General features: G+C 34.0%; 15 protein-coding genes. 6 read left to right on the top strand and 9 right to left on the bottom strand.

Annotation, left to right across the window (positions count from 1 at the left end):
• Window positions 1–2: 2 nt before the first annotated feature.
• The 8 genes from VM932_RS09400 to VM932_RS09365 form a co-directional block, all read right to left on the bottom strand.
• Window positions 3–347, bottom strand: coding sequence for a hypothetical protein (locus VM932_RS09400; protein WP_326278562.1), 345 nt, complete (start codon window positions 345–347; stop codon window positions 3–5).
• Window positions 344–994, bottom strand: a complete 651-nt coding sequence (locus tag VM932_RS09395) for a hypothetical protein (RefSeq protein ID WP_326278561.1) — start codon at window positions 992–994, stop codon at window positions 344–346. The genes VM932_RS09400 and VM932_RS09395 overlap by 4 nt, the downstream gene beginning before the upstream one ends.
• A 103-nt stretch (window positions 995–1,097) precedes the next feature.
• Window positions 1,098–1,460, bottom strand: coding sequence for a hypothetical protein (locus tag VM932_RS09390; RefSeq protein WP_326278560.1), 363 nt, complete (start codon window positions 1,458–1,460; stop codon window positions 1,098–1,100).
• Window positions 1,461–1,770: 310 nt separating this feature from the next.
• The gene (locus VM932_RS09385) at window positions 1,771–2,511 is read right to left on the bottom strand and encodes a hypothetical protein (protein ID WP_326278559.1); all 741 of its coding nucleotides are present in this window, start codon (window positions 2,509–2,511) and stop codon (window positions 1,771–1,773) included.
• A complete protein-coding gene (locus VM932_RS09380) occupies window positions 2,504–3,799 on the bottom strand; it encodes a hypothetical protein (RefSeq protein ID WP_326278558.1) in 1,296 nt (431 codons plus the stop codon). Before VM932_RS09380 ends, VM932_RS09385 begins: the two co-directional genes overlap by 8 nt.
• 160 nt (window positions 3,800–3,959) lie before the next feature.
• Window positions 3,960–4,625, bottom strand: a complete 666-nt coding sequence (locus VM932_RS09375; protein ID WP_326278557.1) for a DNA-binding response regulator — start codon at window positions 4,623–4,625, stop codon at window positions 3,960–3,962.
• A 3-nt stretch (window positions 4,626–4,628) separates the two neighbouring features.
• Window positions 4,629–6,293: a tetratricopeptide repeat-containing sensor histidine kinase gene (locus VM932_RS09370; protein ID WP_326278556.1), complete on the bottom strand. Its 1,665-nt coding sequence runs from the start codon at window positions 6,291–6,293 to the stop codon at window positions 4,629–4,631.
• Window positions 6,294–6,320: 27 nt separating this feature from the next.
• A complete protein-coding gene (locus tag VM932_RS09365; protein ID WP_326278555.1) occupies window positions 6,321–6,485 on the bottom strand; it encodes a hypothetical protein in 165 nt (54 codons plus the stop codon).
• A 366-nt stretch (window positions 6,486–6,851) separates the two neighbouring features.
• Here VM932_RS09365 and VM932_RS09360 point away from each other — a divergent pair, with 366 nt between their 5' ends.
• Entirely contained in the window at window positions 6,852–7,553 is a 702-nt protein-coding gene (locus VM932_RS09360; RefSeq protein ID WP_326278554.1) for a hypothetical protein, read from the top strand.
• A 252-nt stretch (window positions 7,554–7,805) separates the two neighbouring features.
• Here the strand turns inward: VM932_RS09360 and VM932_RS09355 are convergent, their stop codons facing one another.
• A complete protein-coding gene (locus VM932_RS09355) occupies window positions 7,806–8,099 on the bottom strand; it encodes a hypothetical protein (protein WP_326278553.1) in 294 nt (97 codons plus the stop codon).
• Between the two features lie 405 nt (window positions 8,100–8,504).
• On the opposite strand from VM932_RS09355, the gene VM932_RS09350 reads away from it, so the two are divergent.
• The 5 genes from VM932_RS09350 to VM932_RS09330 all read left to right on the top strand — a co-directional run bounded on the left by VM932_RS09350 (window position 8,505) and on the right by VM932_RS09330 (window position 15,626).
• Window positions 8,505–9,290, top strand: coding sequence for a sigma-70 family RNA polymerase sigma factor (locus VM932_RS09350; protein WP_326278552.1), 786 nt, complete (start codon window positions 8,505–8,507; stop codon window positions 9,288–9,290).
• 1 nt (window position 9,291) lies between these two features.
• Window positions 9,292–10,389: a hypothetical protein gene (locus VM932_RS09345; RefSeq protein ID WP_326278551.1), complete on the top strand. Its 1,098-nt coding sequence runs from the start codon at window positions 9,292–9,294 to the stop codon at window positions 10,387–10,389.
• Between the two features lie 865 nt (window positions 10,390–11,254).
• Complete coding sequence (locus VM932_RS09340) at window positions 11,255–12,553, top strand: AbiH family protein (protein WP_326278550.1); 1,299 nt, start codon at window positions 11,255–11,257, stop codon at window positions 12,551–12,553.
• 549 nt (window positions 12,554–13,102) lie between these two features.
• Window positions 13,103–14,587 (top strand): P-loop ATPase, Sll1717 family, encoded by a 1,485-nt coding sequence (locus VM932_RS09335; protein ID WP_326278549.1) that lies wholly within the window; start codon window positions 13,103–13,105, stop codon window positions 14,585–14,587.
• Between the two features lie 169 nt (window positions 14,588–14,756).
• Window positions 14,757–15,626 (top strand): hypothetical protein, encoded by an 870-nt coding sequence (locus tag VM932_RS09330; protein ID WP_326278548.1) that lies wholly within the window; start codon window positions 14,757–14,759, stop codon window positions 15,624–15,626.
• The last annotated feature ends 5 nt before the right edge of the window (window positions 15,627–15,631 follow it).

Raw genomic sequence — 15,631 nt, 5'->3', positions numbered from 1 at the left:
TACTAGTCTTCCCATCCACAAAGTGTTCTTCCTCTTCTCTTGGCCTCCTCAAGACTCACTTTAGAAATTGATGATCCACAATTTGAAAGACCTCTACAGTTTTTTTTATAGTGATAGCGTTTGCTTGATTTACCATTACATACATAAACTTCAGGACTCTCACCTGTAAGAAGATGCACCGTATCTACGTATTGCAGACCTTCAGGTTCCAACTTTGGAATATTCTGATAAGTATTTTCATTATGAAACCTATCTTCATAACCAACATCCTTACTTTCCCTTCCTAATAAAAAGGAAATCAGCAGAGCTAGAAATACACTTATATATTCAAAGTGTTTTTTCTTCATTCGAGAGAGGTTCCGTCTTCAAATAATATCTTTTCAGGTGTCCAAACAATTTTCAAATCCTCTATATCCTTATTTCTCAATCTAACATCTTCATCTCTAAACTGATTATAATCAGTTGTGTATGTACCTCTGTATACGGTTCCCGAAGGAATTGTTTCATCAATTGTTAAATTGATAGAAGTAATTTTTGTGTCAAACAAATCATTGATGGTCAGCACCCCTTTAAATGCTCTTATATCTTTTTGAGATTTGTTTTCAAATGCCAGACTATAAGTCAGGTAATCTTGGTAGTCATATTTCGAAAAACCTTTATCATAAAGGGCTACTGTAAGGGCAGAACTCATTTTTCTTCGCCTCTCTTCTTCCTCAAGCTTTGTCTTCTTTGCTAGATTCTCCTGCTGTTTTTCGTAGTCATTGGCTTCTTCTAGTATTTCATGATAGGTTTTTCCTTCCAAGGATTCTCCTGTCAATTCTGCTTTGGCTATCCAACCTGCCATTATTTGAAGTTCTTCCTCAGACAATCCTGCCTCATCTTTAATTTCTTTAGCGTCTTCTGAAAGTGATGCCTTGCTGTATTTTTTGTCCAGAGGGGAGGAACAAGATTGTAGCATGAACAAGAAAATGATTACTAGAGAAAACCTTTTCATTTTTCAGTTTTTTATCTATTGAATAACAAACTTATCCACCCTTCAAAAAAGAACCTTACGGGTTTCCGTAAGGTCTTTAATTTTTTGGCATGAAGTTTAACCCTTAGTAACAATTACAGGCATAGTCTACAATATACTTGTGAAATCTTTCCCCATAAGAATTTGAATCTCCATAACTTACATATCGAAAATTGCTCCAGTTCTGAGATGGAATACCACAAAAGATGTATGTGTTTGTGCTAAAATTAAATTCGTTCCTTTTTATTTCCGCCACAATATAAATACGGTAATCATATTCGTATGCCGTTACCTTGTATAGCCAGGATGAATTAAGGGTGTAACTGCTCAAAGACCCTTTTCTATACCCTTCCGATTCAATAAACTCTAACAGGTTTTCGCAACTTACTTCTTGTGCAGAACCAATATTTATATATAGAAGAATCAAAAGAAAAAATATCTTCCTCATATTAAATCCAAATTGCTGCTATTGATCTCACTTTCAAGTTTCTAAGACCACATTCTCGCTTCTCAATTAAAACAAGGAAGTTATTATAGCCTAGCGCAATGATTACACAATGGTTTTCCTCCTGTTCCCGATCTTCGGTTTTCCGACTCTATATTATTTCCCTCCGTACACTTATTATTGTTATGGTGTACATTGGAATTAATACTGTGAAATGGTGATACTCTTGCCATAATGTTTGATTTAAATTGTTAACTTCTCAAAGTTAAATCGCTTAAAAACCAAAACATTACGGGAATCCACAAGGGAACAGTTATTTATAAAGATTAAGTTCTGAGTCAAAGTGTGGAACGGTGCCTTTTTTCGAAAAAAATGCTTTCCAAAAATTTTGGGCATCATTTATCATCTCATCAGTATTCTTGTTTCTTTCAGAAATAATATACATGTCAACATTGTTGAATTTTGGAAAAGAACAATCCTCTTGTTCCAAGAAATCCATGGCAATATCAATGTCTTCTTCCCACTTTTTAATCTTTGTCCTGTCCTTATAAAAGCTAAAGAGATCACTATTCTCCAACATATCCGAATATATGACTATTAAGTTTCGTTCATGTTTAAAATCCAATCCCCCAAGTTCCCTACATAAGTTTTGGTATATTTTCGAATACGGCAATTCCTCTTGGTTTGACTTTTTGATCTCCTCCAAATTTTCTTTGATACGATTAATGAATGCATTTATTTCATCAGTCCTGTCCAAGGGGTTTTTTCCCAACATTCCTGGAATACCTTTCTTAAGAACAATGGTTTGCGAATTGCCTTCACTTAGGTCATTGATTTGGAAAAATCTAAGCTCTACCCCATTAACTCCTCCATTATCCGGCGATATGTCTGCAAAATCCAAAATTTGGTGTATATCATTTTCTGAAGATTTTTTTGAATCAAAAGCTCCATTGGTTACATCGATGAAAACATAGACCCCGATGGTTTTGGGTTCTAAACGGCCACAAGAGTACAGAGCCATCAAAAGTACCAGAATACAAAACTTCCTATCCATTTGATTTTGGGTTTGGTGATAGTTCTCTATATGATTTGATTCTTAGTTCCAGATCTTGAATGTCATTTTCCCAATATCTTGGCTGTTTGTGGTTGTTCCTGTAAGTTAAATTGGTATCTCTGTACTTATTGATAGCTTCCTTACAAGAGGCGTTCACCCGTTGTTCAAATCCTATGAAATACTCTAAGGCCTTATCATGTTTGGTCTTCGACTCCGCTAGCTGGGAACGCAGATTCTCCAACAAGTTTTCAATTCTTTTTCTTGACTCCGCAAATTCGACTTGATATTGTTTTATCTCAATATTATATCTCTGTCTCTCCTTCTTTTCAATTTCATATTTCTCAGAAGACTTGATTGCGTACTTTTTTTTCTCAACATTGAACGCTTTACTAACATGGGTGAACTCAATGCTTGGGTCATGGACTAAATAAGATGCTAATCCACCGACCAAAAAGATTATCAAGCTTATAGTAAAGAAAGTCCAAAAATCATTATTCAGTTCTTCCAATGTCGGACCTGCCTTTTTGGACAAATACATCTTTCTCAGCACAGCTGTATAATAACTTATTGCGGTGATTCCGAACAGTATTAACACCAAAAGCCAGACATAGGTCGGGTTCTCTTTGAACTGCCTGAGAAATTTTCCGGCGAAATGCGCAAGCAATGGCAATGAAATCACCAAAATACAGGACATTATCAATGTCAATAATGGCGTTTCTCTAAAAGACACAAATACTTGATAATTAATGGGTAATTCAGAGACCCCAATGGAAAATATTATTACTAAATACAACCATTTGGGCATACTTATATGTAGTTCTTGACGATTTATCTTTTCTGTTACTTCCTTAAATCTTTGTTTTGCCTCACTGAACTTATTTTTAGACTCAATCCAAGAAGGCTCATTTTCTATGACCTTTAAGTCATCTTGGTGATTTTCGTTCGCCTGTTGTAGTTTTCTTTCCAACTCCCTTCTCTCCTCTTCAATTTTGCTTTTAATGTAATCGGGGTTCTTATTCAACATTACCAACTCTTGCTCAATTGGAAATACCTCCTTATCATACACTTCTTGAAGAAATTGACCTCCTTTGGATGAAATAGCCTCAACATATGATTGATACTTGCTTATAATCCCTTTTTCGAAAGGTGTTTGAAAATTTGTTTCGATTACTGGTGTATTTCTTCTGCCATCCTCTTGACCTTTTTCCTTGCATTCGTTAATAGTCCTTTCATGAAGAGTATTAAACTCTTCTTCGAAATCTGCCCTATAATAAGATTCTAATTTCATATTCACGATTTAGAGAAATACCCTTTCATTGTTTTATGACATATTGATTATGCCACATACCAGTCCTTGCCTGAAAATCCAATGAAGTCTTTACAAACTTAAATTTGAAAAAGGTCAATGCTTTACGGGAATCCTCAATCCACAGAAAAATGTTGCATTGTTAGATAAGTCCCAAATCCTTTACAATTGCCACTAAGTGTATGGCATTGTTAGCCCCGAACTGTATACGAAGTTTATTCAGGTGCTTTTCGATAGAACTTAAACTGGAGGGGGAGATATTGTTCTTCTTGAACAAAGCACTGATTTCATCTTGGGAAAGACCTTTGGCCAGGTGTTCCATCAGTTCAATATCGAATTGATTAATTCCTAAATCCAGCTTTGAACTCAGTGCATTTTTAACTTCTTCAGAGAGATAACGTTCATTATTATATATAGATGTGATTGCCTGGGATAGTTCTTTAAGACCATTTCTCCCTTTACAAACGTAACCCTCAATCCCATAGTCATTTACCAAAGTCCTAACTTTTTGCAGCCGGTCCTCAACCGAATATGCTATGACTTTTAAATCGGGATATTCGCTTTTTACTTTTTCAATCAAAGCCTCCCCTGAAGGGTAATTTTGTTCTCGATAATCCACTTTGAAAGACAGATCTGTGACCAACAATTCATAAGGCTCATCATCTAAATAGCTTTTCTTTATTTTTAAATAGGCATCGTCACAATACTGTGTTTGATGAACTTCAGCAATATCCAATTTGGAAAGAGTCGTGTAAACACCTTGGTTTACATCATCCATATCTTCCGCTACCAATACCTTTCTAAACATAGTCTAAACAATAATATGTACTTCAAATCCATTATTTCTTTGTGAATCAAAAGTAATGGTTCCCTTTAGAGAGGTAATACGGTTTTCCGCATTCTGTAGCCCGAGTTTCTTTTTAAGCTCACATCCTATCCCATTGTCTTTATAATCAATGGAGACCTTGGCTCCCGATTTATTAAACGTTAATGCGACCAATGAGGCTTGACTATGCTTTTTCATGTTGGTCAATAGTTCTTGTAAGACCCTATAAATTGCCATTTTCTTCAAATCTGAAACACGACCCCATTCTATTTGTAAAATATTTCTAGTAACAATATTTACCTTTTGATTTTTAAAGCTTAGAAACAGGTCATTTAGCAGAACATCAAAATCTTCATTGAAATCAATAGGACTATTTTCCCTTGAAATATCCCTTGTCTTCGAATAAATATTTTCCAACTCATCCATGACTTCAGGCTCAACATCTGGATTGTTTTCCAGTCTGGTCATTACCTGATAAACATCATTTGCCACTTCATCGTGTACTTTTTTGGAAATCCTGGTCTCGGTATTATATGCTTGCTCCAATCTTCCTTTTTTGTACCTGTACCGGAAAATAAAATAGGAAGCCAACAAAGCCAAAAGTATAAAGGCGGCTATAGCCTTATATAAAAGTTTTAAACGCTTCTCCTTCTCCTGCTGTAATCTGGTTGCTTCTGTTTTCTTTCGCTCTTCCTCAACGTTATATTTTATGTATGCATTTTTATTTTCAGCCAATTGTCTTGCTTCAACAATACTATCGGCCAATCTCTTGTACTCTTTCACTTTGGGGTCTTCATCCAATTCTACAAATAGTGATAACGCATCTTGCACATACCCACCATTGTTTAGTTTTTTGGCAACCGCATAAGCTTTGTCCGCATAAAGCAAGGCATTCTTTTTATCATTTTTATCCAGAAAGAAATGGGTTAGGTTTTTATAGCTTCTGTAGATTCCAGCAAGTTCGTTTTCCTTTAGCCTAACCTCTAAAGCTTTGTTTAGATTGTCCTGTGCTGATGGTAGATTTAGTTTACCCTGTACATAACCAAGATTATCCAAAACCATGGCAAGTTGCAAGCTGTCACCACGCCCCAAAGTCTTGTCATAAACTAGAACATATTGATTTAGTGCTTGCTGATATTGCAGCATATCTTTATAGACATTGGCTTTATTATTAAGTATTGTGATACTATCTTTTGTATTCGGGGCCAATTTTAGCGCTTCTTCAAAAGATTTTAGTGCTTCTTCATAATTATTGGCTGACCGATAAACCCTTCCCAACTGATTGTGCAAACCTACTCGTGATTCGATCAAAGTATCTCCATCCTTGAGTTTGTTGATCAAATCAAGTGCCTCCACAATGGAGTTTTCACTATCGTATATATTTCCTATTTTAAACTGACCTATTGCAATCATTCTCAAATCCCCAATAGCACTTAGGGTATCTCCATTGATTAAATTTCTTTCTCTTCGTCTGAAATAATAACTGATTCCGTCAGGCAAGTGCTCAGGTTCCTTTGGATTTAGAATGGCATAGTAATAATAGTTAAGGCTATCTGATTTCTCCTGTGCTGCACATTTCCCAGAAATCATTGCCACGAAAAATGGCAACAAAGAATAAAAAAAGAGGAATGAAATATTTTGGCGCTTCATTCCTCTAAATTATGAACTAATATTTGATTAGTTATCTCCTGGAGGCGGAGGAGGTGGTGGGGGTATATCTCCACCATCACCGCCACAACAGGCTATAGGGTTAACATCCTCCTCTGCAATACTATCTGGAGTGCATGAAAATAGCATTACATTGAGGAAAACCGTAAATAAAATTAAATATGTTTTTGTCATTTTATTAGATTTTGAAAATGGACATACCTATGGCTGTCCGAGTTATTATTCAGTGAATTGTGCGATGAGAAATCGCATCGAAAATGAGAGGCGTCCCCCTCGATTGAGAAGTAGTGAGGTAAGGAGTACAGAGCTGTGATTACTTCTCAATTACCTACAGCAATGGACTGAATACCTCTGATTTAGAATTGAAACTCGTAAGCCTTATTACGAGAAGACATTTTCAAATTCTGAAGCAAATGAAGTGATGAAACCTTGGAAATCCCGGAAATATCATGGAAGAGATCTGGAAAGTTTTCTGAACAGAAATTCCACAAACTTTCCAAAAGATTTCCTATTTTAAACTATCTAAAAATCAACCTTTTAATGCACAAAAAACTTATTATTCATGCCTTCAATAAGGCAGATGAGGAAAGAAAAAAAAGAGGGGAAAAGAAACCCTCAAAAGTTGAATTGGCAGAAGATATTTCGAATTTTATTAAAGGTGAAATGGGATTCGAATTGGGAGAAAAAAGTTTTCGTGACTATTATAATGATGCAAAAAAGCTAGGTAACAACTTGAAGGATATAAGTATTAAACAACTAAAGGTTGTGATTGGTCTTTGTAAGTTTCTTGGACATAACAGCTATGAAGAGTTTGAGGATAGTATAAAAAGTAAAAGCATCTTTCAGAAATTGTTAGCCTTTTTGAAAAAGCATAAAATCTTAATCATACTTTTTATTATCACAACAATTATTGTTACGGCATTAATTTCGATAAATCAGCATCGATGGATGATATGGGATGGTAGTCATTACATTGAAGCAAAGTTTGATGCAGAAAAACTCCAACAGGGTGTACTGAAAGTATATAAAGAAGATAGGATCAAATATTTTGAAAAAATCACCCCAGATTGCAGTACAAAATTTTTTAACGAAGATGGAACAGAAAATCTTTGGTATGGAAAAAATTCATCAGGTGAATTGGAGTATTTCACAGACTTGGCAAGACATCCAGAAACAGGCAAATCCCTTAATCGGATAACTAGATATATGATCAAAAAATACATTTGTGAAAGTTATCCGTAATCCATATTTCAAGTACTTCCCCAAATCTTACCATAACTAACCTGCGCCGGATCCTGTTTCGATTTTATAGTGTGCAGGTAGCTTAGCGTTAGATAAAATCGAAACAGGGCGCACTTGCTAAGGCTAAAATTTGCTGGCATTATCCAAATCACATCAAACAATCACAAGTTTTAAGAAGTATTGGTTGGAGCTTCAAATTATATATTTTGATAAGTAAATTTTCACTAAATCAAGGAAAAACTCGACTAGAGATTATTTGTATTCAAAACCATCATTCAAAAATTCCCCATACTTTTTTTCCACCAGTTTGAAGAAATCCGATAACTTGATTCCGTGGTTGAAACAGATGGTGCTTAAGGTGGATAATGGTATGTTGTAACCATTCTCCTGCTGTATTTTTTCTATCACGTGATAGTTGACACCGTAAATTTTCCCATATTTCCTGGCACTTGTGTCTTTTGAGGTCAACCATTCCTCACTGATAAACTTGCATACATATTTATCAGAAAAATAAACTTTACTTTTATTTGTGTTTTTATCTGCCATTAACACAAATAAAAAAATTATAGGAAGTTTTTTTGAGAGTGTTCGCTCTCACTCAGGGGTTTTTACTATATTTATCCCTGAAATAACATATTTGCGAAACTTCTTAAGTTAATAATATTAGAAGCATTCGCTTTGATTCTCGCATCAAAAACTGGTAATTTTTAACGACGAGATGATAAGTGCAAATGCTCACGGCCCGGGCGTGAGCTTACTTATTGTCGTGCGGTATACCAGTACCTTGATGCTATAAGTTAAGTATTCACGCCCTCTTTATCTTATTTAAAAGGGGCTTTCTCAACTTTTCAAAGCTATCTTCTCTTTATCCTTTTTTAAGAAATCGCATCAGCTTTTAAAGCATAATCAATTTTAACCATGGTGCATTGACCATCTTAAACGGGGCCTGTTATGTTATATAGTGATTTTGAACTTTTAAAAATTGGCGATACTTCTGCTTTGGACCATATCCATGCCAAATACTTTAGGAGTATACTTTGGATAGGTAAGCAATGGCTTAACGATGATTTTTTAATAGAATCCCTTGTCCAGGATACCTTTTTAAAATTATGGATCAATAGGGACAAATTGGAATCTCCTGAACACATTTTCTATTTCTTGAGGTTTGTAATGAAACGGGAATGTATTTCATATTATAGAAAACCAAAATATAAGTTCCACAAGAAGGTCAACTCTCTGGAGGATTATGACAATTACCAAGACTACATGGTAGGATATGATCCAGTAAATGATTCTGAAAACCTCGATGATCAGGAATTGAAGCAAAAATCCTTCGACCATATCAAAAGTATACTTCCCCTATTGAATGCCGATAAAAGGCATTTGATTGAACTCTGTTTAAAATATGGCTTCCAGTACAAGGCTATTTCCAAGGTAATGGGTAAAGGCATCCATGAAACTAGTAGGGAAATAAAGGAAGCCATTGAAGATATTAAAACCATAGTCCATCAAGGAAACAAACTCGATTCCAGTGACAACATGACAAATCAAATCAAGTTCAGTGGGGAGCTTAGCGAGGAGCAGGCAAAAGTTCTTAAAATGCGCTGTGATCTGAAATATTCCTTTTCTGAAATAGCCAAAGAACTTGAACTGTCCCAAAAGGAAGTCCATCAGGAATTCATGAAAGCTTATAGGCTAATGAAGGCAAATCATCAATTGCAATTACAATCAGTTTAATATGGGAAAGTCTACGCTAAAACACACCAGAAAGATTCAATTATTGATCGACCTCCCTACCAAGGACGAAAAAAAGGAGGTTATGGATATGATGTACCAATGGCGGGACCGATGCTTTAGAGCTGCCAACATCATCGTTACACATCTGTATGTCCAAGAAATGATAAAGGAGTTCTCTTATCTATCGGAGGGGATCAAATATAAATTGGCGGATGAAAAAAAAGATGAAAAAGGAATCCTGCAACGTTCCAGAATGAACACTACCTATCGAGTGGTATCTGATCGGTTCAAAGGAGAAATGCCGACAAACATATTGTCCACCCTGAACCATGGCTTGATTTCCTCATTCAATAAAAATAGGGTTAAATACTGGAAGGGCGAACGCTCATTGCCAAATTTCAAGAAGGACATGGCATTTCCTTTTGGCTTACAGGGTATAAGTCGGCTTGTCTATGATGAAGAGAAGAAAGCCTTTTGTTTCCGTTTGTACCGGGTTCCATTTAAAACCTACTTGGGCAAGGATTTTACGGACAAACGAATGCTGTTGGAGCGTTTGGTAAAAGGCAACGTCAAGCTATGTGCTTCGAATATTCAACTGAATGGCGGAAAAATCTTTTGGTTAGCGGTGTTTGAAATCGAGACGGAAAAGCATAGCCTAAAACCAGAGGTCATAGCAGAAGCATCATTGTCCTTGGAATATCCCATAGTTGTGAAAACAGGAAAAAACAGACTCACAATCGGCACCAAGGAAGAATTTTTATATCGTAGGTTGGCTATACAGGCTGCCCGGAGAAGGACACAGGTTGGGGCGACCTATTCCAGATCAGGGAAAGGAAAAAAAAGAAAACTTAAAGCAGTTGACAAGTACAATAACACAGAAAGTAATTATGTGGCACACCGCATACACGTATACAGTAGAAAACTTATAGATTTCTGTATCAAGCATCAGGCGGGAACGCTTATTTTAATGAACCATGAGGACAAAGTCGGGATTGCCAAAGAAGAAGAATTTGTATTAAGGAACTGGAGCTATTATGAACTAATGACCAAAATAAAATACAAGGCCAAGAAAGCGGGTATTGAACTTATTACTGGCTGACAATTAGATTTTGAGGGTGCTTGTACACCCATAGGGTGAGGTCGGGAATTATACTCACTAAGTGTGAACAACACATACAACTTGTGGGATATACGCCAACAATAACAATCAATAAGCTTAAACACCATATACAATTCACTGAAAAACCATACCGGAATGCAGTATTCTTTGATGACAGCCATTCATCTAGTAGGCTAAAGTGTAAATACCCCAAAAATTAGCGCAGATTTTCTATTAACCCAAAATAATTATCAAGTGGCTTTTTTGAATTGATAGAAGCATCAATAATATATCTGGTCCATCCATTTTTTCCGTGAAAAATTCCTTGATTTTACTGGGCCGAACACCTTTTTCCGTGAAAAATGGGTATACTCTAGAAATTTTAAACAGGGTTAAAAGTGGAATGAAATCCACATCTAAGGGCCACAACAAATTACCGTTTTTTAGTCAAAAATCCATTGATTTTACTGGAATGGAGGCCTTTTTTAGTCAAAAATGATGTAAATGGCAATAACCATTATTTTTAAAAAACATCCTAAAAATGAGCTTTTCCGAAGGAAAATGAATCAATAGCATCGCGCCTGCGTGCTATCCTCTTGCTTTACGTTTTTTTTGCAAAGCAAAACAAAAACGAAAGCAATCCAAGTTTGGAATTCAAATCAAACCATTACAGAATTTCACTTTTTCCGATTTATTGAAAATCCTTACTTTTAATTTCATCCCCCAGAAATGTGTAATCCACTTAGTTAAAGCTATTATTTAAAATTTAAAAATCTGTGCATAGACTTAAAGCATATTATGCCAAATAATTAAGCCCCCCTATAAAAGTTGGCAACAAGTTGAACAAAAACAAGTGAGATAATTGATGAATAGAATCATACTTATTGGAAATGGTTTCGATTTGGCGCATGGTATGAAAACTAGCTATAATCATTTTCTTAAGGATTACTGGAAAAATATAATTGCACAATTGCAAAATGCGGCTGCAAATAATATTACAAGCCAAGGAATTCCATTTGAAAATGAAGAAATTAAAGTAGGTGAAATTTATGGCCCTTGGGGAACGACAACAAAGATTGAGGCAGCAAATTTTGAAGATTTATTAACTAATTTAAAATCACAAAATATTGATTTTTCATTCAAGAATAAGTTTTTAGAAATACTTACAAAAAGACAAAAAGAACTGAATTGGGTAGATATTGAAATCGAATATTATGAATTACTTAAAAAATCTTTTAATGACAATGAGCAAGGGACATTAGATTACACTATTCAGAAACTGAATAAGGAATTTGATAGAATAAAAAACTTATTAGAGGAATATTTGGTAAAAATAGAGTTAGAATTTGATAAAAATAAAAACGTAAATTTCCCAAGAACTCGACATAATATTGGGAGAAAAATATATTCTAATTTCAACTTAAGAGATTTTTCTGAGAGTTCGTTAAATCAAAAAATTGACATGGAATATACTGATTTTGTTAAAGACGCAAAGGCTTTTAAGGAAGGTCAAATAGATAGAACTGATTTGTCAGAAAAAAGATTCTCTCTCATATCGGCAATAGGAGTAGATGCAGACAAAGAAAAGTTCAAACAATTAATGTTATCTCAGGATGCTCAAGTTTTTTTCGATTTTATACCTAATCATACACTTTTTTTGAATTTTAATTACACATTTACCGAACTTCATTATCAAATACCAGATAGATTGCCAGAATGGAGAAATGGAAAGACAGTCGATTTCATCCATATCCATGGAAGCAACAGAAAAGAAGATAAAAACCCTATAATTTTTGGTTTTGGAGATGAACTAGATGATGACTACAAAAAAATAGAGAGACTGAACAATAACGATTATTTAGAGAACATCAAATCTATAAGATATTTAGATACTGATAATTACAAAAGACTTTTAGAATTTGTTAATAGTGGGAATTATCAAATTATGATAATGGGTCATTCTTGTGGGACTTCAGATAGAACTTTGTTAAACACTATCTTTGAAAGTGATAATTGCGCATCCATTAAAGTTTTTTATCACAATAAGGGAGACGGAAAAGATAATTTTGGTGATATAATAAAAAATATTTCTAGGAATTTTAACGATAAGGCATTAATGAGAGATAGGGTTGTAAATAAAACATACTGTGAACCTCTAAATTGAAAAAGTCAGTTGCTATGTGGATACCCCGATTTGGTGAAGGTTTTCTTGAAAACCAATATAATCTCAAGCCGGTCTTTTACATAGATCGATGGGTCTATAATTAACCTTGTTCATACATTTTTTCGTGAAAAATTTGTCGGTTTTATTGGGCTGACGGTACTTTTCCGTGAAAAATTTCAAATATCTCTCCTTAAATCATTTACAAAAATTATATAATTAATTGAAAATGAATTTTTTGCAATAAACCTTATACCTGTAACATGGCGCTAGCCTGTTACCCTCTTGCTTTACATTTTTCTTTTGCACAGCAAAACAAAAACGAAAGCAATTCAACTTTTGAATTGAATGAAATTTTTTTAACTCTTTACGGAATTCCACATTTTCCAGTTTATTGAAAATTCTTACTTTTAGATTCATCCCCCTAAATTTACAGTTAGCCTTTTAAAAACAATGCTTTGTGTAAAATCTTGGGCATAGTCAACCAAATTTGCAGTATATACCCAATAAAGTTCAGCATATAAACAAGTTGTAAGCAATTAAAAAAAAATTATGATCGATATTAAAGATTGGTTGCCAGAATTTGAAGTTTCAGCAGAAACAGATTCAGAATTACAAAAATACTTTTTGCAAACACCAGAAGTTCAAAAGATTCTCAACAGGAAATATTGGCTAGTTCTTGGACGAAAAGGCACAGGAAAAACGGCTATTTTTAAATACTTAGAATCTTCACAACCAGACGAGCTAAATGGTAATTATGTAATTTCTTTAAATTTCAAGGATTATCCTTGGCCTGCTCATCGACTTTATAAGGAATCACTTGCTGGTGAATTAAGCGCATATCAAAAAAGCTGGCGCTTTCTTTTTTTTGTAAAACTCATTTCAAAACTAATCGAGTTAAAAGAACTTAAAGGCGAATCACTCTCATCAGAATTAAAATGGGCAAAAAAATATATCAACAAAGTTTTTGGTAATCCAGATCCAACTTTGTTGGAAGTTTTATTTTCAAAACTTGCAAGAATAAAAAAACTTAAAGGACCTGGTGCTGACCTTGAAGATATCGATTTCAATGTTGGAGAAGTTTCATTTGATGAAGTAGCTGACAATAAAGAGCTTCAGTCCAACTTAAGAAGTAATGCTTTTACATTATTGAATTATTTTGAAACTATTTTTAAAAATAATGTGGGTGATTTTAAATTTTTCATAATAATGGACCAGTTAGATGAGAATTGGTTAAGTAGTGAGATTGAAGAATACAGCAAGGTTTTAATAAATTTGATTAACGTAGCTAGAAACATTTCTACGGATTCAAAACTCAATAAGAACTTAAAAATAATTCCTTTTTTAAGAACTGATATTTATGATACATTGAAATTTAATGATAAAAATAAGTTGTTTCAAGATACGGCAATCGTAATCTCTTGGACTAATGAATCTTTAGATGATATGTTTTTTGAACGGGTGAAAAAGTATAAACCATCTGATCTTGATTTAGATATGAGTAAAAAAAGTGGGGCATTATTTGAAGTTACCTATGTGCGTCAAGGAACGCCACCATTTAATTTTATAACGAGAAGATCATTTTTCAGACCGCGCGATGTAATAGTGTATTTTAATAAAATTAGGGAGCAGCATACGGCAAATAAAACTGGCCTATACACTTCGAAGGAGCTCTATGATGCTGCCGTAGAAGCTTCCACAAGTGTTTATAACGAAATTATAGATGAATGGTCGAATCAATTTCCGAATATTGAAAGATTACTTACTGTACTACAGATAATTAGCGTTGAAACTTTTGAATTTGAAGATTTTTCAGATAAATACAAGCTTGAGTTTTCAGAAGCAACAGAAGGAGATTTGAGAAAAGATTTAAATTTTTTATTTAACAATTCTATAATTGGTCAGAAAAAACAAGGTCGATGGGAATATGTATCCAGTCTCCCAAATTTAAAAATAAATATTGAAAAAGATTTTCGAACTCATCAATCTTTGAAATATAGATTGCAACTTATAGAAAGTCGCCCAAGTCAAAATTAACTGCTTACAGTAATGTATATAGCCCATAGCTACCTTGTTGTCTACTGAACTGTATTTCCTACAAAAAAACCCAAAACTATACTGAATATCCGCAACTTACAACCTTGCTACGTGCCATATACAGAACCGTTGTGTGTAATGCAAAGAAAACCGCTAAAAAATTGAAATAATGATATTTAACATCTACTACATTAATTTTCCCAAAGTTTACGAAATCAAAATGATGTTAAGTAATGTCATTGCATTAAGTAAAGAAAAGGAGACTGACGTTAGTGAAGGAAAGGAAGTAGATTATCGAGGGAAATTAGGCGTTAATTTTCTTAATCTATTTAACATAGTTGGTGCGTCAATTGATGGAGAAATTGGACGCAAAAATATTAAATCAGATTCACAGAAAGTACTTGAAACTTTCGAGATTAAAACAACGAAATCAGTTATTTTAAATGAGATAATTGAAAAAAGCAAACTGACTACAAGTTTTGACAGCATTAAAGAAGGGAGCTTAATAAAGGTAGATAATGTCAATCTGACTTTAGAAAATGAACCTGAATTAAGAACTGTTAAACTGTTTACAAGTGGTTCTTTTAAGGGAATGAACATACCTGGAGCAAATGGATTTGATATAAATAATTTATTCAATTCTATGTTCAAAGACTATGCCTATAAAATGAAAGGAGTGATAGCGAAAAGTACTGAGGAATTATTAGTTAAAATCCCTTTGACTTTTGAGAGCGAATTTGAAAGTTCTTATAGTGTTGATGACTTGTTTATTGGCAAAGTTTCAATTGTTGGATTGTACAAAGGAAAAATTAAAATCGATTCTCTAAAAAATTCTTTAGAGTTTTTTCAAGAAATAGGTACAATGCAGAATATGATGGCTAATAAAGAGGATGATGTTAAAGAAATTCAAGACAGTCAGTACACAGTAAAAAATGAGAACACAGGTTTTCTATTCGCAAGTTCAAAAGATGCTGACAAAGAATTTCATTATATAGATTTATTAGCAATAATACAGAATGTAGAAATTCCAAATCAATAAACTTA

This window comes from Flagellimonas halotolerans (assembly GCF_035818535.1).
GTDB classification, from domain to species: Bacteria; Bacteroidota; Bacteroidia; order Flavobacteriales; family Flavobacteriaceae; genus Flagellimonas; species Flagellimonas halotolerans.
The sequence above is the reverse complement of the archived record's forward strand: the minus strand, read 5'-3'. Positions and strand labels throughout refer to the sequence as shown.

Excerpts from the sequence above, each read along its gene's own strand:
- VM932_RS09335 (WP_326278549.1), top strand. The coding sequence starts at position 13,103 with ATGATCGATATTAAAGATTGGTTGCCAGAATTTGAAGTTTCAGCAGAA.
- VM932_RS09350 (WP_326278552.1), top strand. The coding sequence starts at position 8,505 with ATGTTATATAGTGATTTTGAACTTTTAAAAATTGGCGATACTTCTGCT.
- VM932_RS09355 (WP_326278553.1), bottom strand. The coding sequence starts at position 8,099 with ATGGCAGATAAAAACACAAATAAAAGTAAAGTTTATTTTTCTGATAAA.
- VM932_RS09375 (WP_326278557.1), bottom strand. The coding sequence starts at position 4,625 with ATGTTTAGAAAGGTATTGGTAGCGGAAGATATGGATGATGTAAACCAA.
- VM932_RS09360 (WP_326278554.1), top strand. The coding sequence starts at position 6,852 with ATGCACAAAAAACTTATTATTCATGCCTTCAATAAGGCAGATGAGGAA.
- VM932_RS09370 (WP_326278556.1), bottom strand. The coding sequence starts at position 6,293 with ATGAAGCGCCAAAATATTTCATTCCTCTTTTTTTATTCTTTGTTGCCA.
- VM932_RS09385 (WP_326278559.1), bottom strand. The coding sequence starts at position 2,511 with ATGGATAGGAAGTTTTGTATTCTGGTACTTTTGATGGCTCTGTACTCT.
- VM932_RS09395 (WP_326278561.1), bottom strand. The coding sequence starts at position 994 with ATGAAAAGGTTTTCTCTAGTAATCATTTTCTTGTTCATGCTACAATCT.
- VM932_RS09330 (WP_326278548.1), top strand. The coding sequence starts at position 14,757 with ATGATATTTAACATCTACTACATTAATTTTCCCAAAGTTTACGAAATC.
- VM932_RS09390 (WP_326278560.1), bottom strand. The coding sequence starts at position 1,460 with ATGAGGAAGATATTTTTTCTTTTGATTCTTCTATATATAAATATTGGT.
- VM932_RS09380 (WP_326278558.1), bottom strand. The coding sequence starts at position 3,799 with ATGAAATTAGAATCTTATTATAGGGCAGATTTCGAAGAAGAGTTTAAT.
- VM932_RS09400 (WP_326278562.1), bottom strand. The coding sequence starts at position 347 with ATGAAGAAAAAACACTTTGAATATATAAGTGTATTTCTAGCTCTGCTG.
- VM932_RS09340 (WP_326278550.1), top strand. The coding sequence starts at position 11,255 with ATGAATAGAATCATACTTATTGGAAATGGTTTCGATTTGGCGCATGGT.
- VM932_RS09365 (WP_326278555.1), bottom strand. The coding sequence starts at position 6,485 with ATGACAAAAACATATTTAATTTTATTTACGGTTTTCCTCAATGTAATG.
- VM932_RS09345 (WP_326278551.1), top strand. The coding sequence starts at position 9,292 with ATGGGAAAGTCTACGCTAAAACACACCAGAAAGATTCAATTATTGATC.